Consider the following 20657-nt stretch of genomic DNA (forward strand, 5'->3'; position numbering starts at 1 on the left):
GGTTCTATTCCGTTCTTTATCCAGAATGTGAATGACACGAATGGCGCAAATTGGGTTTATATCTCTGATTGGCGTCATTCGTGTCATTTTCATTCACACATATCAACCTTGCCAATCTTTCAATGCGACTGTCAACAGGAGCCGGTCGTTCACTTGCCATATCGATTACGCAATCGGGGAAGCCATTCTTTTTATCTGGCCGCACTCCATCACAATCCCCTTTCAAGGCTCCCCTATCGCCCCCACAATCAGCTGTACCTGAGCCGGCATATAGGTACGGCAACTCAAGCCACTGCCCATCTTCTCCAGTTGCTCCCTGAGGTGAGGATAATAGTCAATCCAATACTGCAACTTACGGTAAGCCACCTGCGGATTCAAATCCGGGAAATAACACAGGGCCAGTTCGGTGCGGCCATACGTGCGTATCTCAAAATTCTCCATACATTCCATACTTTTTATTTACTTCCATAAAAGTACGAAAAACGGACGAGAAGAAAGAATGTTTTTCCAACAATAATCAACTAGAATCAACTGTTATCAACTACAATCCACCGGAATCAACTTTCCGGAATCCGCACATCGTATCTTTGTAATGTCGGGACGATGAAGGCGAAAGATCTATAATCTTACAGCTGTAAGATATAGGATCTTACACGTGAAAGATAGGGTTCTTTCAGCAGTCGGCAACCAGTGGCTGACAGTTAATGGACAGTGACTGACGGCTGACTGGCTTCATTCCCCGGCAACAGTGTTTTTTAATTCTCAATTATCAACTTTTAATTTTAACAGACTATGGTAAATTACAGTATCGTTATGCGTAGCAATCCGATGGACGCGGATGCCGCCAAGAAGGCTTACGCCAGTGCACAGTATTCGGAAGTGATGGACATCAACCGCTTTGCCGAGCACATCGCCAGCCACGGCTGTGTGTACAAGCGTGCGGACATCGTGGCCATCCTCACCATGGCGGTGGACTGCATGAGGGAACAGCTTCTGGGAGGACAGAAGATACAGCTGGGCGACTTGGGGGATTTCTCCATCAGCATCAACAGTATAGGAGCGGAAAGCGCTGCCGACTACAATCCTGCCATCCACGTCAGAAAGCTGAATGTGAACTGGAGTGCCGGAACACGTTTCCAGAACTTGCAGGAGGAAGCTGTGTTCAATCTGGTGGCCACGCGCAAAGCGGCCCGACTGGTGGTGAAGGCGCTGAAAGCCGGAAAGACCAGTGTGGATCTTACCGGAGAGGCGAAGGAGCCGGAAAACGGAGGACAGGCCTGACGGAACTCCTGTATGACGGAAGCAAGGCACAACGCTAAAGGCACGACGCTAAAAGGCTGAATGTGCCCCTGTGACAAGCCGTTTTCATTGGGGTACATTCAGCCCTTGGCTTCCATTACAATTCACTTATTATCAACCTCTAAAACAAAATTCCAATGAGTTCAAGAACAAAGAAAAACACCTGGACACTGATTCTGAAAGTAATTATCACCGTAGCCACCGCCGTTGCCGGCGCACTCGGCCTGAACGCCTGTATCTGATGATCATGAGAACCATCACCCTGATTATTATCCACTGCTCCGCCACCCCTGAGGGGCGGAGGCTGGATTTTGAGACTTGCCGCCGGGACCACATCCGCCACCGGGGCTTCACGGACATAGGATATCATTTCTATATCACCCGTGACGGAGAGATTCACCGCGGACGACCTCTGGAAAAGGTGGGAGCGCATTGCAAGAACCACAACCGGCATTCTATCGGCATCTGCTATGAGGGAGGACTCTCGGCGGACTGCACACCTGCCGATACGCGTACTCTGATGCAGAAGGGAAGTATGCTGGCACTGTTGCGCGAGCTGCGCCTCCTGTTCCCCAAAGCGTTGATAGTGGGGCATCATGACTTGAATCCCGTGAAGCCGTGCCCTTGTTTTGATGCTGTAAAGGAATACCGCTTTTAAGGGAAGCTTTCTCCAAAGATAGGGTTTCCAATGAGAGCCGTTCGTTTTCAAAGAGGTTTCTTCAAAGATAACGTATCCAAGGGGGCTTTCTCCAAAGATAGCGTCCCTTTCCTCCGCTTTGATTTCCTGACCCTTCATTCAACTAATCTTTTCATTTAACAATAATAAAAATGAACTATCTGATAAACCAACTCATGACCGTGGACAAAGCCTTCTACCGTCATTATCTGGAAATGCTGCTCACCCTGAACCGCATCCAAGCCCTCACCCCCTGGCAGATGTCCATGCTGCTGTGGAGAGCCAAGATTTTCCATATACAGGTGCTCTACCCCGAACTGCTGCGCATCAGCCTGTGCACGGAGCAGGAAAAGGACGAGATACGCTTTATGAAGGGATGGAAACTGAAAGAGCTGGAGAAAATAATGCCCGCATGGCAGCGACGGCAGTGCGAGGAGATAAAACGGGAACGGTGGAGAGGATTTTAGTGGCTAGCGGTTAATGAGGAATGAGCAGTGATCACTGAGGAATGACCAGTAATCAGTAAAGCCTGCCGGCAACATGATCTACTTGTAAGCAACTTTTAAAGGGGGTATGTCAAAATAAAATGACTACTCCGAGAAGTTACAGACTGTAACTACAAAACCTAAAAGGCGAATGTCAAAACTCAGTTTTTGAAAACATGAACTTACAATCTGAAATTTGAGCATCCTAAAAGACTAAAGAAAGGGTCGTATCATTACTCCATACAGAGCTTGATACGATCCTTTTACGTGTTATAATTACTATCTGTAACTTTTCGGGGTTGTCCTTTTTGTTTTGACATCTCCCTTCTCCTATCCCCAAGTTATTCAGGAACAGCAACATTCAACTACTTCATTCCCCCTCATTAAACCCCAGGCCCTGCTGTTCGGGCTTCAGCTTCTCTGTCAGGAAATTGGTATGCTCCCACTTCGGTTCGGGCGGATTATGATCCAAGGTCCTCTCCTCGGTAGGCGTGTAGCGTCCGTTGTAAGTGCTGAAGGCGAAAAAAGCATCTCCCGGTCCGCCCAGATGGTCGAAACGTACCTTGGCCACACGCACCAGCACCTGCCCCAGCTCATCGTTACGGTCTACCACCATTCCATAATCCGTCTTGTTGAAAAAGGCTGCCGAGCCGTTGATATCATACAGCGTGGGCACAGGCCAGCGTTTGCTTCCCGGTTCGCGGCGCAACTTGGTGGGGTGCGCCACCAAAATGAGCAACACCTTGTGCTTCACGGCAAAATTGGAGAACTCGTCGAAGATGCGGCTGATGTACTGCGTTTCCGTCTCCCAGTCGGGAATCTGATGCTCGAAGCGGTTGAAGGGGTCCACCACCAGCACCTTCACTCCTTTCCGGCTCACCAGTTGGGCGGCAATGCGGAGCACGCTCTCTACCGAGAAGTCCTCTTTCGGCATAATGGAGAAGACACTCTGTGCCAGGTAACGGATGGCCTGTCCGGCTTCCGGCAACGGCATCCCCTTGTGTTCGAAACGCTTGCCCACCACGCGGCGTATCAGCTTGCGGTAGTGATAGGCCAGCGGGGTATTCTCCGGGCTGAAATAGCCCACCTTCCAATCGTGGCGCAGGAGCAGGCGCATGGCAATTTCGTCCACAAACTCGCTTTTTCCGCTGCCGGGAACGCCTGTGACCGTGAGCACAAAACCACGCTCGAACTTGATCAGCCGGTCCAGATTCTCCAGTCCCGTATCGGCTCCTTCCGGCATTCCGTTGTAATAAATATCCATCAGCGTATCCCATTCGTCCATGGGGCAGAAGACTCCTTCCAACGGGATTTCCGCCGCCTGCTCCACCTGCTGGCGGAGCCTCGGAAGATCGTACTTCAACAGATACTCGTTGGCATCCTTGCAGCCTTCTCCCCAGGCCACCACCTTGCAGCGGTCCACGCCCAGGCGGCGCACCAGTTCGTCGCGTAACTCCACTCCGCGCCTGTCGGTATCCATGGCCAGGATGATTTCCGTCTTGTCATCGAAGTGCGACTCCACGAAGCGGTCCAGCCACTGAAGGTTCGCGCCTCCGGCTCCGTTGGGTACGGACACCACCTCTTCCAGTCCTGCGGCTATCAGGCTGAGGGCATCTATCTCGCCTTCGGTGATGTAGCACTTTTCCTTCCCTTTTATGGCGTCTATGTTCCAAGGAATCAGCTCGGCTCCTTTCACCATCTTGAAATGCTTTGCGGCATCCCGGAATTTCATGTTTTTCATTACTCCGTCCTCCAGGTAAGGGAAGCAGATGCAGGCTTCTTCCTTGCCGGTCTGCGGCAGGAATTCCAAGCGTTCCTCTATCTTCATCCTTGTCAGGACGTCCATCGGAATACCTCGTCTGCCGACCATGTATTCCATCATTTTTCCATTCATAATTTGTTTGTTTTTATTAATTACCGGGCATACGTAATGTACAGGCGGTTGCAGGGGGATGTGCGGCTTGCGTTGCGCCGTGTTGCGTTGCTGCGGTGCTGCATCGTGGTGCTGCGACGTGTTATGGTGCTGCGATGCTGCATCGTGGTGCTGCGATGCTGTATCGTGGTGCTGCGACGTGTTGCGGTGCTGCGATGCTGCATCATGGTGCTGCGACGTGTTGCGTTGCTGCGGTGCTGTATCGTGGTGCTGCGACGTGTTGCGTTGCTGCGGTGCTGCATCGTGGTGCTGCGACGTGTTGCGGTGCTGCGATGCTGCATCATGGTGCTGCGACGTGTTACGGTGCTGCGGTGCATCCTTCTGCTGTTTCTGCCGTTCCCGGTCTTGTTGTTTCTGTTCTCTTTTCCACATCTCGTCCTCGTTCCACGCTATGGCGAAATCACAATGAAAGCATTTCGCCCATCCCCCTTCACGGGTGATATGCACACTGAACGAAGGATCTTTGGGATTGCTTCGCGTTGCGGAACATTCGGGACAAGGCATACGGAAATGGTCCTTTCTGCGCGGCAGGCTTTTCAGCCACCGCACATAATCTGCATGTTCTTCGCGCGTCATATCCAGCTCTGTTTCAGATTATCCCAGGTGGCACGTCCGTTGGGGCGCGGTGGTGCATCGGCAGGAAGAGGAACTCCGCAATACGAACGTTCGCCGGTCAGCGGATTGTACGTTTCGTAGGGCGAGAGCGATGTCGATTCATTCTGCATCCGGCTTCTTTCTTTCAGCTTTTCTTCCAGAAAAAGACGGGTGGGCCTTTCTCGGCGGATGTAGTTGGCGAAATAAGCTTCGGCTTCGGACACGGAAGTGATTCCTCCTGTGTTTCCTTGTGCCACGACATGTTTCTTGAACAGATCACGAATAAAAGAAAGATTGTTCAAAAAGAGTTCTTTCAAACCTGACATCATCCCCACAGCCTCCAGCCAACTCTGAGTAATGAAAGCTTCATTGATGCATTGTTCCCATCGGGGCATCGTTTCGGACAATTCGGAAAATCGGGGAAGTTTATCAACAGCAGCAACAGCAATTATTTCTTTTTCTTTGTTATTGTTGTTTTTCTTCTCTCCTCTATTCTTTTCTTCTCTTATAAAGCTTTGCTTAAAGCTTGCTTGCAAGTTCTTTCCATAGCACTCATTATCAACACTTTGAATCACATTTTTGACTGAATTTTCATTTGTATTTTTTGCAGTCGTATTTTTCATACTTTCCGCACTACTTTTCACGTTGCTTTCCGTGCTGTTTTCCTTGTAGATTTCCTTATTATAATCCGAATGGATTGGCTTGCTGTTCTCCATGCAGACAGTCTTGTTACTATCTACATTCCTGCTTTCCATATAAATTCTCTCCTTGCTATCCATACTGGGTGCACCACTGCTTTTCAGGTAGACTTCCTTGTTATTATCCATGCAAGGTGTATCATCGCTTTTCAGGTAGGCTTCCTTGTTATTATCCATGCAAGATGTATCATCGCTTTTCAGGTAGGCTTCCCCATTATCATACACGCAGGGCGCATCATTACTTTTCGTGTAGATTTCCTCGTTACGATCCATACAGGACGTATCACCGTTTTTCCCTTCGTTGATTCTGCCCCTTCCTATTGTAGACGCAGTTGCTTTTGCAGATGCTTTCACCGTACTTTTCTTACTGCTTCTCCCTCCCTTACTGCCGGCAGCGGCACGTTGCTCGGAAAGTTTGCTCTGATATCCCATCACCTCGTCCAGATACAGACATCGGAAATACCCGTCCTCTGTAATGAGAAACAAATCGAAGTCCTTAATAAGATGTTGCAGATTTTCCACGGTAGCTCCCCACTGATCGGCCAGCAAATCCAGTTCGTTAAAATCATGTTTGTATTCCTGCTGTTTTCGCAGAAACAATATCGTTTCAAGATACAACCCCAGCCCCATGCATTTCATGTCGGCATTCAGCTTCATCATTTTGTAATCCGACATCAAGCTGCAATTCAGCCGGATAAACTGCTCTGTATAATCCATTTCTTTTGTGTGTTAGTATAAATATAACGCAAAGGAACGCAAAATATAAATAGGGCGTTGCTCACAAAAACAAGCAATTGTTAATAAACATTTCCTATCTTTGCCGAGACATTTTGTAAGTAGCTATGTTTATGCTGTTTACAAATTATTATTTAATAATTTAATTTTTAGTAACATGAAAAAAATTTGAGATCATCAGCACTTGCATCAGTAATGCCGTGCGAAGAAGCGATTTAAACCCCAACAACTTGAACGACAAAGGTGCGATAGGCCGGTCCACCGCCACCAAAATTCGAGACGGAAAGATTGTGACTCCAAATTCTTACTTCAAACTGATGAAATGGATGGAAAAGGAGAAACCGGAGGTTTACAAAGAAGCCATGGAGCACATCCTGAAAGAACTGGGCAAGCTCAAAATGGAAGAGTAACCTCCCGGCTTCCCGGAAACGGGAATTTTCCCCGGTAAACGTGGGGAAACGGGAAACCGCCATAGAGCGCCTCTGTATGGAGACTGCCTCTATGGCGGTTTTTGCACCCAGGATGCATGGAGTTATAGTTATTTTATTTCCAACTATAAATCCTCCTTTTTACTCAAAAATTATTTTTCTTGTGACAGATAAATACAGAATTGCTGAATATTTACAACATTCACTTTAGGAAAATCTATATCTTTCAGCACATCATAATGATGGTCGTTAGTAACAATGTAGTGCGCATTGGCCGAAATGGCACAATCCACAAACTTATTGTCATCAGGATCGACTGTAATCAGATTAAAGTGATAGAATGGAGTTATCAATTCAACAAACGGACTGTTCAATATGGTTTTCACCACATATTCCGCCGTTTCATTGTCGGTAAGTCTTTGCAGAATTTCTATATATTCCTCCAATATTTCATTGGATACACAGAGCTTGTTCGTTCCGTCCACAAAGGATTGCCACAAGACATGGTAACGACTCCTTTGGGGAATGCTTTGAATAAGACAATTCGTATCAAGAACCAACTTAGCCATTGACGTTATTTTAATGAATGAATATCTATTTCAGCTATTTCATCCAGCTTTTTCTGGTCAAGAATTCCCTTATCCCAAAGTTCATCCAACTTTGTATTCATCCGTTTGGAATAATATTGAAAGAGCACCTCTTTCAATTCTTCCAGACCTTCCTGAGATTTATCGTAAGAAAACATTTCCAACAAATGCCTCTGTATGGGGTTGAATACTGTAGTTTCCATAATTATATCGGTTATAAATTCTATGCGAATATAGAATTTATAATGATAATATCCAAAATGTTTCTCATTAATTAACGCCTATGAAATACGACTCGATAAATCTTGCAACAATATCTCCCTTACACCCGATGTTCAAAATGTTGTAGAGTAAAATCTATTCCGGAGATCCTAATCGGATAATCTTTTTTATCATTTCAGATGGATTTTGAAGTAAATGCCACCAGAGAAGTATTTCCCGTTGTTCAATTCGGCAATCAGGTTGATGTGGTCTTTCCAAAGCTGGTAGTGCGCCCCGATGTTCACTGTGCGGGCGTCATATTCGGCCATCAGGTTAAGATTATTTACAACTTTAATCAAAGGCTGGTCACCGAGTAACTGAAAACGGAAGTTTGTGCCGAATGAAGGACGTTTATAATGCTCTATACCTTTGGCATTACCATATACAAATGCGGCATGAATACCCCATTCACCTATATTCTGAACATCCAAATGTTTGGTTACAGCCAGATAATAACGTGTTGCGTAATTATTGGAACCGCTTGTATTACCGGACACCAATTCCCCACCACCATGATCGGCATGAGAGGTGGGATCGTCCAGACCAAGGACTATTTGCGGTGTCCACTCCTTCCACCACCCTTCTTTCCAAAGGCGCAGACGCGCACTGAAAGCCCGGTCCTGATTCGTGAATTTTCCCCAAGACTGTTCCGGGAAATAAGTAGAGCCATGATCCGCATGTACCAATGTACAGATATACGACACCTCCAGCCAAGGGAAAATAGTAATATTAATGTAATAATTGAAGGTATACCCCACTTCACTGCTACGAAAATGGGTGGATAACGGATGAGTATTCAAATAGTTTCCACCAAATAGAAAAGTTTTATCACGCTGCATATCAGCCGTGGGAGCATGAAGCAGTCCGGTAGTTCCCAGCAATGCCTGGGCATCAGCCCATAAGGAAACACTACACCAAAAAACGAGCAATAAGATTCTTTTCATCAAGCTACTCCTTACATATATTCCACATGAACAACAGATTGCCGATAATGTAACGTTTCCACATCCGGCGGGGTTCTTTCAATAACCGGTAACACCATTCCAGAGAATGCCTTTGCCACCAGGCGGGAGCACGCTTTACCGTTCCGGCATAGAAATCGAAAACAGCACCTATCGTTCCGCAATGGCAATGGATTTTCAATTCATGCCAATGCGTGTACGCCCATTTCTCCTGCTTGGGGGCAGTCATCCCTATCCAAAGCAAATCAGGATTTGCCTTGTTGATAGCTTCGACTATCGCCCGATTGTCCTCTTCCGAAAACTCCGGCTTATAGGGTGGCGAATAGGTTTCCACTTCGATGTTGGGATAATCCACTTTCACACGCTGTTTTATCAATGCCAATACTTTTTCACTGCTGCCCATGAAAAAACATTTTCCTCCGATAGTATTCAGCTTGTTCATCTCGAACTCGAACAGATTCCAGCCGGCAATACGCTCTGTAGGTTTGGATCTTGCATTCAGCCAACGACACGCCTTGACAATACTTGCTCCGTCGGGGATTAACACATCTCCCTGCTGCAAAGCTTCGGCAAAGAGCTTGTCTTTCTGGGCGGTGTTGTAGGAATGGGCGTTGATGGTGTTGATCAGGAGTTTGCCGGAAGGCAAAGTGGTCAGCCCTCGATGGCTTTCCAACAAGGGTAAGTTTTTTAACTTCAATAACATGGATATTGTAATTCTACCTTTAAAAATTAGTTTTCTTTTTCCTTTTGAGGAAGATTTTGGGATAATATATCCAGCATTCTGTGCTCAAATTGTTGTAGAGTAAATTCACGACAGAATTTATCATAACCGGCATTTCCCATTTTAACTCTTAATTCCTCATCATCCAACAACTTCGCAATACAATCAGCCAACGAATACGGATTCTGTTTTTCACAAATCAAGCCATTTTCTCCATCTTTCACCATATCGGGGATGCCGCCTTCATTGGTTGAAATGGCTGGCAATTTATATTCCATGGCTTCTAAAATGACCAAAGGGAAACACTCATTATAATAATAAGTTGGAAAAACAAAGACATCTGCTTGTTGAAAAAAAGCATTTTTTTCTTCTCCTACTTTTCGACCGACATAAGCAACCCTATCATTCAAATCCCGTTTATCCACTTCTTCTGAAAACTGTACAGCATTAATCTCGGCTGTTTCTCCACCTACATACTGACAATTAAAAAGATACCCTTTTTCTTTCAATATTCTTAACGCATCAAGTAATACAAACACTCCTTTATTTATCAATAGATTAGAAAGAAAAAGTAGATAAGGGACTTCGTTTTTCCGTCTTGCTTCAAATTCTCCTTTACGTAAGTTTGGTATACCATTCGGACAAATATACACATCTTCTCTTTTTACATACTTGGCTATATCTTTATAAAGATTCTCTGCCAACAGAATTACTTTCAAATTGCTGAAAAAACGTTTATAAAAGAAGTTATAAACCCATTTACTCTGATAAACCGAAACGCCTTTATTGTGATAATGAGCTATGACTTTGCACCCCATACTTTTCAGCATCTGCACTACAATAAAGTCTTTAAAAAAGGCTTTTCCTCCGGCATTCGGAGTGATATAAACCAATTCGGGACGGATTTCTCTTACAACGTGAGAAATATGCTTTAGAAGAAAGAAATACTTCAACAGCTTTTTTAAACTTATATGCCCAATATCAGACAAACTTCCTGCTGTAGCTAAATTTATACAAAAACAATCGAAAGAAGAATTTACCAACTCACTTTCTTGAATGTATTTCCCCATCATGGCTGCGCCATGTATAGGTGGAGGAAGATGAAGAATAAAAAGGATTTTAGGTTTCATCAACTATCAAAATCTATAAACAAAATATATTATCCGGCTAAAAATTCGCTTTATGATGGAATGATAACCAATAGCAGAACGAAATAAGGATGGATGGATAGACACATTTTCCGGATATGTAAATTCCTTTTTTGCCGAGTTATCAAATATACAATGAAAACGACTCCAGCGCTTACAGTTTGTACCTTTCCCATCAAAACCATCATTTTGCACTTTGCTTGTAACAGGAAATAAGGAAACTTTTTTTTGTAAGAACTGAGCAAAACAAAAGCGAATAGCCCATGACTTATTCCTTCCACATTTCCAATCATTCAGCATCTTCCAACAATCGGAACCTCCCCATCGGTTAAATTCTTTTTTCAGTATGTGGTATTTATCGAAATTCTCCAACTCCCAATCCACACTATTCCAGCGATCAGCCCAAGTAGCCCATCCCCATGAACTACTACGAGTGCAGAAATAAGTATCATATGAATAATCTTTCGGCACTTTCACTTTATTAGAATATCCACAAATAGAAAACACACTCGTCTCTTCTTTGTACTTATCAAGACCTTGATTCATAAAAAAAAGAAAATTGGGTGCAAGAATAAGATCATCTTCCAAAACTATTGCTTTACCATATCGGTTGATAACTTCTGTTACACCTTTTATAACAGAATTACCAAGTCCTTTATTTTGCAATGCAAACTTATAATGAACCTCTTTAAACCCTGTTATAGATTTTACATAATCACGCACTTTTTCCACATTTTCCACTTCACCTTTTCGTTGGAAACGTGGTCCATCAACAAAAACATAAAGAACAGAATGTTTTGCTTCTTCATTCTGAAGCAAAGATTCTATTATAGCCTTTAATCCTTCTGGACGATTAAAGGCAAAAAGAATAACAGGAGTATATTCCATATTATTTATTTCAGCCCATAAAATAATAAGCTAATACCAACTTGGAAATTATTATTTCAAATCTTGAATCAAAAATTTTTGTTTGCCTCGTTTGGTTTTCTCTATTGTATCCACATAATGGATTACCAAATCAAAACCATGGGTAATAAAAAGCCTCTTCACTTCTTTTTCTATTTGCTCGTCATACCCTATCGATTTCACTATATATATAGCAACTTTACCTATTTCAGACTAATGAAGTTGCCAAGTCTGTATATGGTTTATCTCAAGTAACTTTATTATTTAAAAGAGAATAAAATAAATCCAACCATTTAGCACCTATGCATTCTATAGAATATTCTTTACTTTTATTTATAGAACAAGTGGACATTTTCATCCATTTTTCATCATTTTCAATAAGCTCTATTATTTTTTTTCTATATTCATTGATTGAAAAAGGAGTAACTAAAATCCCATTCTTATCATCATCTATAATATCCGAACAATTAGAAAAACTATTAAATGCCATTGGCACTACACCATACGACATTGCTTCCACCAAAACTAATCCAAACCCTTCAAATGCTGAAGCCATACAAAAAATCTTTGCTTTATCATAATATCCATCAGGCTTTTGAAATCCTTCAAATGAATAGTTAATAAGTTCCATATCCATTGCATACTTTTCCATTTGTTTTCTTTTTTCACCATCACCTACAATCACCAACCGCCACTCTTTATACTTTTCTTCATGACAGATTCCACGCCATACTTCTAAAATTTTATCTACACCTTTTTCTTGGCTGATCCTTCCCACAAAAAGAACTATTTTTTCTTTTTTTTCACTCCCTCCCCCATTAATAGTTACAGGATTAGAAATAGACAACATCTTTTCAGCATATTTTTTCCCCGAAAAATATAAAAATTCATTTATAAATTTATCTGAAAGCATCACTAGTTTATCACTATATTGAAGCATTCTTTTTAAATATCTTCCATATTTCAACTTAAATGCAAAATGTATAAGTACATCCACTAAATTTCCTACCTTGTCAACACCAAAAACATTACAAATTTTAGGAAATGCTTTTATCCCGTACATACCATACGGCTGACTATGAAATACTGAAATAAGTTGAACTCCTGTTTTTTTTATAACAGGTAAAAACACTGATAATTTAGGATTTAAGCAAGTCTGGTTTAGCACAATTTCAATATGTTTTTCCTTTATAAAATTCATAAGAAATTGTTTATTTGCATCACTATCATTTCGTTTTTGATCTGGCAAATAGATTTGAATATCATCTAAATAATCTGAAGTTCGATTAATAGAAATAATATATACTTCATGCCCTAATGAATTAAAATAATGGGCTAAACAATGCGTAACAGACTGTACTCCACCTAATAAAGGATTAGCCGATCCAGTATTGAAAAATAGTATCTTCATACAAACAACACTACTAAAATCTATGATTCATCTCACTCCATTCAAATTAAATAAAGCTTCAAAAGAGAAATGACCACTAATTCTAATATTTTATTCCTCCAATTTAAATTTACCACATTTACTAATTCTAAGCTTTATAAAAACGTAATAATATAAACGCTGAATAATATGACCAATCTTTGGCAATAGTTTTCGTATTAAAGTCTTTTTGCACAACAACTCATAATCACACAATATTCGATGAGGAAAATATTCCAATAAGACTTTTTGTTTTTCTTCTTTAAACTTAATATTTGCACTCACCCCACTCAAATCATACTTTGCTATCACATAATCAACGAATTGATAAGACAAATTATTCACCACAAGTGTTTGAATACAGAATTTCCAATCAGAGTATACTTTCAATGTCTCGTCATATGGATATTCTCGCAACAAAGCTGTTTTTATCAACATCGCCTGATGATTTATAGAATTAGCATACAAATATTTCATTGTTACTTTTTTGGGTGCAGATTGCATGGAACTAAATCTACCATTCTTAAAACAATATGTTTTACCTGCTAATACGTCAACGTCAATATGTTTTGAAAAAATATTTTCTAAAACTTCAGAATTCCAAAAGCTATCACCAGAGTTCATAAAAATGCAATACTCACCTGAAGCAATACTAACCCCCTTGTTCATTGCATTATAAACTCCATTATCAGGTTCACATATACATTTTGATATTTTATCAGAATATTCCACTAAAAGATCTACACTTCCATCCGTAGAGCCACCATCTACTATTATATATTCCATATCTTTATAAGATTGTGATATAACACTTTGAATGGTAGTTTTCAGACCTTGTATATTATTATAATTTATAGTTATAACAGACACTTTCATTTTAAAAATATTTATTCCTAATTTGTTCATCAGACATATATCTGATAGAAGATGTATTACAATATAAAATGGAGATCCACAAAATAACCCAACTCAAATTGAACTCTGGTGTTCCTGAAGGATATAAAAAAAAGACATAAGCTAAACAATATACTCCCATACCTTTTGTTAACATATTCTTCGATTTAAAATACCCTAAAAAAAAGGATTTAATACAAAAGAAAACATAAGGTAACAACAAAAAAATTCCACCTTTTAATATAATATTTAAATACCCTGTTTCTATCACTAATCTATTCAACCTATCAATATCAGATACCTCCCAACAATAATAAGTACCAGTCATACCACGCCCTATTATCCAATCCATCCAACTCATATCTTTATAAAAAGCCATTTCAACTCCAGATCGAGTGTTTTTGTCCAATTTATCTAATAATAAAACCAAATAGGACTCCCAGTCAAAAGACGACATTAGTATCAAACAAATACCAATAATTACCAATATCCCCCACAGCAACTTTACTAAATTTTCTTTTTTCACATAAATCAACAGACCAGATAATAAAAAGAAAAAATAAAAAAATAATGTACTTCGCCTCGCATACAAAGCAGCATTTACAGAACCTAACAAGAAAAGAAGGATTGTAAAAACCACCAATTTGTTTGAATAGAATTTTTGACAAAGTAAAATAATACCTGCTGGAAGAATAAAATAAGATGCAACCTGTCCTTTTCTTACTTCTTCAGCAATAAATGAATTATACAAATTTAGATGCGATGTAAAAAAAATCTCTTCCCAGTTTAATATAATATAAAACATTCCAACCAACATAGAAAGAATAAGAATACATTTCACATCCTTAAAATTTAAATACCGGATACCAAATAGCAATATAAAAGGTATCCAATATTGCCAAAAATAATCTGGTTGGTAAATAAGCATATTCCATTCTATTGGTGCACCTTCAACAGAAGCACGTACAATGACTAAAACAGACCATAACAAATAAAAAACATATATATATCTTAAAACACCGGCAAAAGGGAGAACAACCTGACTTCCCTTTACATAAAAAGAAAAAATAAAAGATAAAATACCAAATATAAAAAAAAAGTTTGACCATAAACTTCCTATATAGGAAGTTATAAAATAAAATTTAAATGTAAAAAGAAACACTCCTAAAGAAGTCCAAAATAAGGGTATATATTTAAATCTTCCCATACATCAGCTTTTTATGTTTCTCTATAATCAAACTAGGACTATATTTTTTTATAATAGAAGACCTACAAACCTCTTGAATAGAATATTGTGAAACACACCATTCTATTCCTTTTTTCAAGTCCTCACAATCTTTATAATGTGCTAAATAGCCATTAGATTTATGCATTATTAAATCAGGTATCCCCCCGACATTAAAAGCAACAACTGGTGTACCACATGACAAAGACTCCAAAATTGTATTAGGAAAGTTATCTGCCAAGGAAGGCGTCACAAAAACATCAGCAGCATTATACAAAACAGAAAGGGAATATTCATCATATAATTTCCCTATAAAATTACATTTAATAGGTAACTGTTTCTCTACTGTTTTATTATACTCACCAAATATAACAGCCTCATAGGAAGAAGTAGATAAATGCAAAATGGCTTTTTGCAAATATTCCCACCCTTTATATATATTTCCCATCCCCCCTGTAGCAGCCCCAAATAATATAAGCTTTTTACTTTCTGAAAGATTAAATAATCTTTTGGCCCAACCCTTTCCCATCGGTTTAAATATATTTATATCACAAAGATTCGGAATGTGAATCAATTGTTTATTTTTAAACAAAAGACTTGTTGAGGCTAGATGAAATAGCCAAGTAGAAGGAGCAATAATTTTCAAATTTGAGTATTTACTAAAAATTCTATATTTTTCCTCAAATTGGAATTTGCAAAATAACATATCACGTTTTCTATGAAGTAATGGACAATCAATACATTTTTCTAAATATTTTGTACAATCAAAAGCATGGTGACACCCGCCAGTTAAAGGCCACATATCATGCATAAACCAAAAAACAGGTCGACCTAATTTTAAAATTCTCTCCACATCATAAATAGAAAGCATTCCCATATTAATCCAATGTAAATAAATAAAATCAGCCTCTCTTATATCATTTTCTTTAGACAAATCACAACCATTAAAAGCAAAAGAATATGTACCTATTATTTTACTTGCAGGATAAAGTAATTGATTTATCATAACATTGACCTTATGATGCAGTTTTTTCCTTATTGAAAACTGATAGACCCCCTCCTGACGACTACGAATTCCTTGAAATGCAACCAGCATCTTTGAATCCAACCCATTCTTTCTCATTTCACAATGAAGTCTATACGCAGCAATAGCTGCTCCTCCATTGGAACCTGATAAATTTATATGTACTATTCGCATTTCTTTCATCTTATCCATATTCCCTTTCTATCTTTATAAAATATCTTGTAGTATTGTATAGGAGCAATTATAAATCCATTAAAATTGGCTAAGCAACCAGCTAATATCAATGCAGGAAAACCAATCTGATTTTCGATAAAAAAGATGCATAACCCTATAAATAACAATGGAGAGAATACAGAACTCCAAAATTGAATATACAAAGCACTGATGCCATTCAAAATATTAACAAAAATACTCCCAAACATAAATACTAAAGTATATACATATACGACCAATGATAATTTAAAAGAAATGCCAATATCTTGACCCAACCAAAGTTTATATATATATGTTGAAAACAAAAGCATCAATGCTCCGACACATGCCAATCCTACCCATATAAGCAAATATTTATGCACTATATTTCTAATCCATTTGAAGTCTTTCTTCGCATAAGCTTCCGTTGTTGCAGCCCATATCGGAGCTATAAATATTGTAAAAATCATAGATAAAATACTGAAATATTTATATGCCACGCTATAACACGTAACATCAGAGGCCGAATAATAACGCATTATTAAAAAATTAATCGTCTGATATTGTATTACAGCAGCTATTTGAATCACAAAAAATTTAGATCCTAAAGATAACAGTTCTTTATATAATGATTTATCAATACAAGAAAGACGAGGGATATAGGCTTTATAACGAGTTTGAAAAAGTAATACATTATAATAAAGACTTATCAATAAAGGGATACCACAAAATGCTAAGGATAAATATAACAATTCATCCTTTTGGGTTACTTGAGTTAATACATATATTACAATTAATGAAAGAATTTGTTGTACCAATGTTCTTGCAGAAGATTCAGCAGGACGCTGATCTGCTATTAATATAACATTAATGGTTGATAAGACAAAATTAATACAAAAATATATTACAACAATAGCGATTATTATTTGTAACTGTTCATTTAATAAAAAAGAAACATTCAACCACGAACACCAATCGATAAAAGTATTAGCTATCAACAATAAAATCATTAAAGGAACAAAAATTAGAGCCAAAACAAAATAAGTTGTACTGACATATTTTTGAATAAGTACCTCATTATTCATTGCTTTCGCTTCAGCAAACTTATTTTTTAAACCATTATTTATCCCTATATCGAAAAAACTCATCCAACTGATAATTGAACTTACAGTTAACCATATCCCATAATTATCCGCATTCACATAATTTATAGTTATAGGAATTAACATCAGATTTACTAATATATTCCCTCCCTTTAGAAAAAGCATGGCTAATATATTCTTTTTAGCCTTTATACTTCTTTCATTCCCTTTCTTTATAAAGCTAAAGAAGTCAAATACAATATGATGAAATTTTAATTTAATCTTCGTCAACATACTCTTTTGATATATCTTATATGAAAAACGCTTAAATTCATCTTTCTCTACAAGATTTATTAAATTCTGTAAGCACTCAATTTATGGCATTCCCCTTTGAAAGGGCACTTTTCAGTGCCCCAATCCGAGTTTTGTTAATTTATTAGTTTTGAATTCAACATTGGCTTGTAGCCGAAGGATTTTGTCAGGAATCATATTAGCATCATCCCTACATCCGTTAAAGATATTTTTGAAAAAAGTTCCGATGAAGTTCCAGATAGAGCCACCATGAAGCTTTACCGTACCAATCACACTATAATATATGGCAGCCGTTTCAACTCTAACTTCACTACCATAATGAAAGAAATTATTTCGTTGAGTAATAAGCTTTCAAATAGTTTGCTCGGCAAGATTGTTATCTATCGATAGTTCTCCATCATCCCAAAAAGCAAATATTTTTTCCAGAATCAGAACCTTTGTTAAATCAGAAAGATGTTCAACCGGATCTCCAACCACACCCATCGTTTTATGCTCATCAGGACAATCGGATAAATCACGTTCTTTCTTAGAAGGCTCTTTTACTTCTTGAGATTGATTATTAACTGAGTCCGTACAAAAAGCATCATCGATACCATCATAATCATCTTTCTCTTTTTTTCAATCAGAATCCACTTTCTCAAGCCCACCATCAGTCATTTTCGGCTTTAACTTCCACCGTCTATCCCCGAAGAGCTGCAAGTTAGCATATTCTAATTTCTTCTGCATCGATTTTAACTGACGTTCCAAAAACTTGCATAATTTGCTTTTTTCAACAGTTCTTTTCGCAAACCTGCTTTAAATTAGACATCTTTCTCTCAAGCTTTGTCTTTAAGCTATAAAATCTTCTAGGACAAGCTTCATAACCTCTCCTGTCAACCTAAGATCCTTGTTCTGCTCAGTAATATTCAATGCCTCAACCACCGATCATAATCAGCCAACCGGTTGATCAGCTGCTGCTTACTCTTTTTCGGCTTTTCCTCTTTCTTCCACGGATCAACCGCCTCGTGCGCCAAATGATAATAGATACTGCTATCCGTACAACCATAAAGTGTAACCACAGCAAGTGCACGCGACTGCTCCGCCTTGACGAGAGGAAGCATAGTCTGCATAACGCCAACCAGCTTTGCCGCCTCTTCTTCCATACCCAATATAGTATAAGCCGGCAACAAAATAGCATAAAGCTTGCAACGCATCACATCCGTATCCATCCGGAGATTGCCATATTCTTTCAACGCCCTGGCAGCCAGGGAACGATCTTCCTCATTCACCCCCTCCGCACTGTGATAACGCTGAAGAGCACTGTGCAAACCATTCAACATACAGTCATTGTCCAGACGGGTATATACATGCTTGTCCTCATCATTCAGGGCAATTACCTCGTACTCACCCGGCATCACACGCAGCAGCGGAACCCACATCCAGTTCTCCACACATACCATCACATCCTTTCGCCCGGCTCCCGGCTGAATGACAACAGTCGCCTCCACCCCCTTAAACCGTCCCTCGGTAATGCGTATCCGGTCGCCCTTGCGCAAACCATCCGGCTGGGGTATATAAACAGGAAGTGTATTGGAATAAGAACGGGCCACCCACTGCAAATTCTCCATTGCGGCATCGGAAAGGTAGGGAAAATACTCCCGCTTCCGTTCCCTCACCCGAGGCAGGAAACTGAGTACAGGAAAACGTTGCATCAGTTGGAAAACATCACGCTCGGAAGCACGGACAAATACATAGTTGAAGAGTAACGGACGCTGGGTATTGACGAATTTGCCGTCTATACGCCTCACTTCCTGATAGGAAGGAGCAAAAAAGCCGAATGAGGGCTCGCCTGCCTGTATGCGCCGGTCCTGTTCCCGTTGCAAACCGCGCACTCCTCCCCGATGACAGTCGGGAAGCGACAACACATACCAACGCACGGCATTGTTATTCCGCAAAGCTTCCAACGCTTCGGGAGATGCCACAGAACGCTTCGGTTTATCAAACTGATGGGATAGCTTTTTCATGAGGTTTATCGTCAGAAATCCACGCTGACCGATACTGGAAGACTATATCAGCACAGTGTTTATAACTGGCTGATAAATAGTATTTTACACAGATTTCATTTTGTATTTCTGAAATCTTTTATTTGTTGTTTCTTTCGTCCGAAGACGTCTTTTCTGTCTGCTTTTTATAGACATGTTTATACCCTCAAAAAAGGTTCTTTACCCTTTATATAAAAGGAATTTAGAAACTTTTTGAGGGCACAAAGATACACTATAATTGTGTATTACACAATAAAAGCGCTTAAAAAATAGGAAAACTTACTTTTGATAAGAAAATAAGAGATGGGTATATTTCGTAATCACAATAAAAGATTCAAGTTTTACAAATATTTATTCAATAGGACTGTAATAACCTTATCCAATTCTATAAGGTCATTCTTTATAGTAGTAAATACTATCTGCTCGTCTACATTACTATATTCATGCGAAATAAGATTGCGCATATCATAAATAGCCAACCAAGGAATTTCCTTATATTCAGAAAGCGGTGATGGTTGTAAAAACAACAACTTTCCTACCTGTTCACCTATTACTTGAAGGCGCATAACACATGCATTGAACACCATCACTTTATCCATGGAGGCTAAAAAATCATCAGCACAATTTATTTCTTTACTCCATTGCTGTATATAGTAAATGGATTCTTTTATCTGGGTTAACCTGTCGCAAATGGTTAGTCGTCCTCCTTTATACATAAATGGCTTCTTTTTCAATATTCTGTTTCAAAAATGGAGGCAGTGAGGAACGGAAACGCACTAAATCAATTTCACAATGAAACATTTCCGTCAAAACAGTCTTCAAAGTGTACATAGTGGATAAAGTAGGATTATCAATATCTACAACAATATCCAAATCACTATCTTCCCTGTTCTCTTGACGTGCAACCGAACCGAAGATACCAATTGATTTAATTCCAAACTCATGCCCAAAACATTGTTTGAAACTAACTAACTTTGCCTTACATTCATCTAAGCATAACATACTTTTCACCAACTTTAGGTACTGGAACAAAGATAAACCTTTT

General features: G+C 39.5%; 22 protein-coding genes and 1 pseudogene. 5 read left to right on the top strand and 18 right to left on the bottom strand.

Annotated features, from left to right (window positions below; all coding sequences use genetic code 11):
• Positions 1-222: 222 nt before the first annotated feature.
• Positions 223-441: a DUF4248 domain-containing protein gene (locus BVU_RS19620; protein WP_005851573.1), complete on the bottom strand. Its 219-nt coding sequence runs from the start codon at positions 439-441 to the stop codon at positions 223-225.
• Between the two features lie 351 nt (positions 442-792).
• Between BVU_RS19620 and BVU_RS19625 the strand changes: the two genes are divergently transcribed.
• From BVU_RS19625 to BVU_RS19635, 4 genes are all read left to right on the top strand, one after another.
• On the top strand, positions 793-1281 hold the full coding sequence (locus BVU_RS19625) for a hypothetical protein (RefSeq protein ID WP_005851571.1): 489 nt from the start codon (positions 793-795) through the stop codon (positions 1279-1281).
• Between the two features lie 155 nt (positions 1282-1436).
• Positions 1437-1541 carry a smalltalk protein gene (locus BVU_RS22420; protein ID WP_005851569.1) on the top strand — a complete coding sequence of 35 codons (105 nt, stop codon included), beginning with the start codon at positions 1437-1439 and terminating at the stop codon, positions 1539-1541.
• Positions 1541-1957 carry an N-acetylmuramoyl-L-alanine amidase gene (locus BVU_RS21990; RefSeq protein ID WP_007846495.1) on the top strand — a complete coding sequence of 139 codons (417 nt, stop codon included), beginning with the start codon at positions 1541-1543 and terminating at the stop codon, positions 1955-1957. Before BVU_RS22420 ends, BVU_RS21990 begins: the two co-directional genes overlap by 1 nt.
• A gap of 170 nt (positions 1958-2127) precedes the next feature.
• A complete protein-coding gene (locus BVU_RS19635; RefSeq protein ID WP_005851565.1) occupies positions 2128-2442 on the top strand; it encodes a hypothetical protein in 315 nt (104 codons plus the stop codon).
• A 388-nt stretch (positions 2443-2830) separates the two neighbouring features.
• Here the strand turns inward: BVU_RS19635 and BVU_RS19640 are convergent, their stop codons facing one another.
• Complete coding sequence (locus BVU_RS19640) at positions 2831-4969, bottom strand: DnaB-like helicase C-terminal domain-containing protein (RefSeq protein WP_234247723.1); 2139 nt, start codon at positions 4967-4969, stop codon at positions 2831-2833.
• Positions 4966-6402: a DUF4373 domain-containing protein gene (locus BVU_RS19645; protein WP_012055944.1), complete on the bottom strand. Its 1437-nt coding sequence runs from the start codon at positions 6400-6402 to the stop codon at positions 4966-4968. The genes BVU_RS19640 and BVU_RS19645 overlap by 4 nt, the downstream gene beginning before the upstream one ends.
• 248 nt (positions 6403-6650) lie before the next feature.
• Between BVU_RS19645 and BVU_RS22425 the strand changes: the two genes are divergently transcribed.
• On the top strand, positions 6651-6830 hold the full coding sequence (locus tag BVU_RS22425) for a hypothetical protein (protein WP_008782394.1): 180 nt from the start codon (positions 6651-6653) through the stop codon (positions 6828-6830).
• Between the two features lie 170 nt (positions 6831-7000).
• On the opposite strand, the gene BVU_RS19655 is transcribed toward BVU_RS22425, so the two are convergent.
• The 15 genes and pseudogenes from BVU_RS19655 to BVU_RS19720 all read right to left on the bottom strand — a co-directional run bounded on the left by BVU_RS19655 (position 7001) and on the right by BVU_RS19720 (position 20614).
• Entirely contained in the window at positions 7001-7417 is a 417-nt protein-coding gene (locus BVU_RS19655; RefSeq protein ID WP_012055946.1) for a putative toxin-antitoxin system toxin component, PIN family, read from the bottom strand.
• A gap of 5 nt (positions 7418-7422) precedes the next feature.
• Entirely contained in the window at positions 7423-7638 is a 216-nt protein-coding gene (locus tag BVU_RS19660; RefSeq protein ID WP_041174498.1) for a hypothetical protein, read from the bottom strand.
• 189 nt (positions 7639-7827) lie between these two features.
• The gene (locus BVU_RS19665) at positions 7828-8640 is read right to left on the bottom strand and encodes a YjbH domain-containing protein (RefSeq protein WP_012055948.1); all 813 of its coding nucleotides are present in this window, start codon (positions 8638-8640) and stop codon (positions 7828-7830) included.
• A gap of 4 nt (positions 8641-8644) precedes the next feature.
• On the bottom strand, positions 8645-9361 hold the full coding sequence (locus tag BVU_RS19670; RefSeq protein ID WP_007846488.1) for a WecB/TagA/CpsF family glycosyltransferase: 717 nt from the start codon (positions 9359-9361) through the stop codon (positions 8645-8647).
• A gap of 26 nt (positions 9362-9387) precedes the next feature.
• Entirely contained in the window at positions 9388-10509 is a 1122-nt protein-coding gene (locus BVU_RS19675) for a glycosyltransferase family 4 protein (RefSeq protein WP_012055949.1), read from the bottom strand.
• 6 nt (positions 10510-10515) lie between these two features.
• A complete protein-coding gene (locus BVU_RS19680) occupies positions 10516-11415 on the bottom strand; it encodes a glycosyl transferase (protein WP_012055950.1) in 900 nt (299 codons plus the stop codon).
• A gap of 265 nt (positions 11416-11680) precedes the next feature.
• Positions 11681-12844 (bottom strand): glycosyltransferase, encoded by a 1164-nt coding sequence (locus tag BVU_RS19685; protein WP_041174499.1) that lies wholly within the window; start codon positions 12842-12844, stop codon positions 11681-11683.
• A gap of 90 nt (positions 12845-12934) precedes the next feature.
• Positions 12935-13768: a glycosyltransferase family 2 protein gene (locus tag BVU_RS19690; protein WP_049764400.1), complete on the bottom strand. Its 834-nt coding sequence runs from the start codon at positions 13766-13768 to the stop codon at positions 12935-12937.
• Complete coding sequence (locus BVU_RS19695) at positions 13740-14963, bottom strand: hypothetical protein (protein WP_012055953.1); 1224 nt, start codon at positions 14961-14963, stop codon at positions 13740-13742. Before BVU_RS19695 ends, BVU_RS19690 begins: the two co-directional genes overlap by 29 nt.
• Entirely contained in the window at positions 14950-16197 is a 1248-nt protein-coding gene (locus BVU_RS19700; RefSeq protein ID WP_012055954.1) for a glycosyltransferase, read from the bottom strand. The genes BVU_RS19695 and BVU_RS19700 overlap by 14 nt, the downstream gene beginning before the upstream one ends.
• A complete protein-coding gene (locus BVU_RS19705) occupies positions 16185-17573 on the bottom strand; it encodes an LPS biosynthesis flippase (RefSeq protein WP_012055955.1) in 1389 nt (462 codons plus the stop codon). The genes BVU_RS19700 and BVU_RS19705 overlap by 13 nt, the downstream gene beginning before the upstream one ends.
• Positions 17574-17727: 154 nt before the next feature.
• Positions 17728-18014: pseudogene (locus BVU_RS23140) on the bottom strand (IS66 family transposase); the annotation flags it as partial.
• Positions 18015-18496: 482 nt separating this feature from the next.
• Positions 18497-19594, bottom strand: coding sequence for a transcription termination/antitermination protein NusG (gene nusG, locus BVU_RS19710; RefSeq protein WP_012055956.1), 1098 nt, complete (start codon positions 19592-19594; stop codon positions 18497-18499).
• A 359-nt stretch (positions 19595-19953) separates the two neighbouring features.
• Positions 19954-20328, bottom strand: a complete 375-nt coding sequence (locus BVU_RS19715) for a HepT-like ribonuclease domain-containing protein (protein ID WP_005843171.1) — start codon at positions 20326-20328, stop codon at positions 19954-19956.
• Positions 20321-20614, bottom strand: coding sequence for a nucleotidyltransferase family protein (locus tag BVU_RS19720; RefSeq protein ID WP_032938776.1), 294 nt, complete (start codon positions 20612-20614; stop codon positions 20321-20323). Before BVU_RS19720 ends, BVU_RS19715 begins: the two co-directional genes overlap by 8 nt.
• Positions 20615-20657: the final 43 nt, after the last annotated feature.

Source organism: Phocaeicola vulgatus ATCC 8482 (assembly GCF_000012825.1).
Taxonomy (GTDB): domain Bacteria; phylum Bacteroidota; class Bacteroidia; order Bacteroidales; family Bacteroidaceae; genus Phocaeicola; species Phocaeicola vulgatus.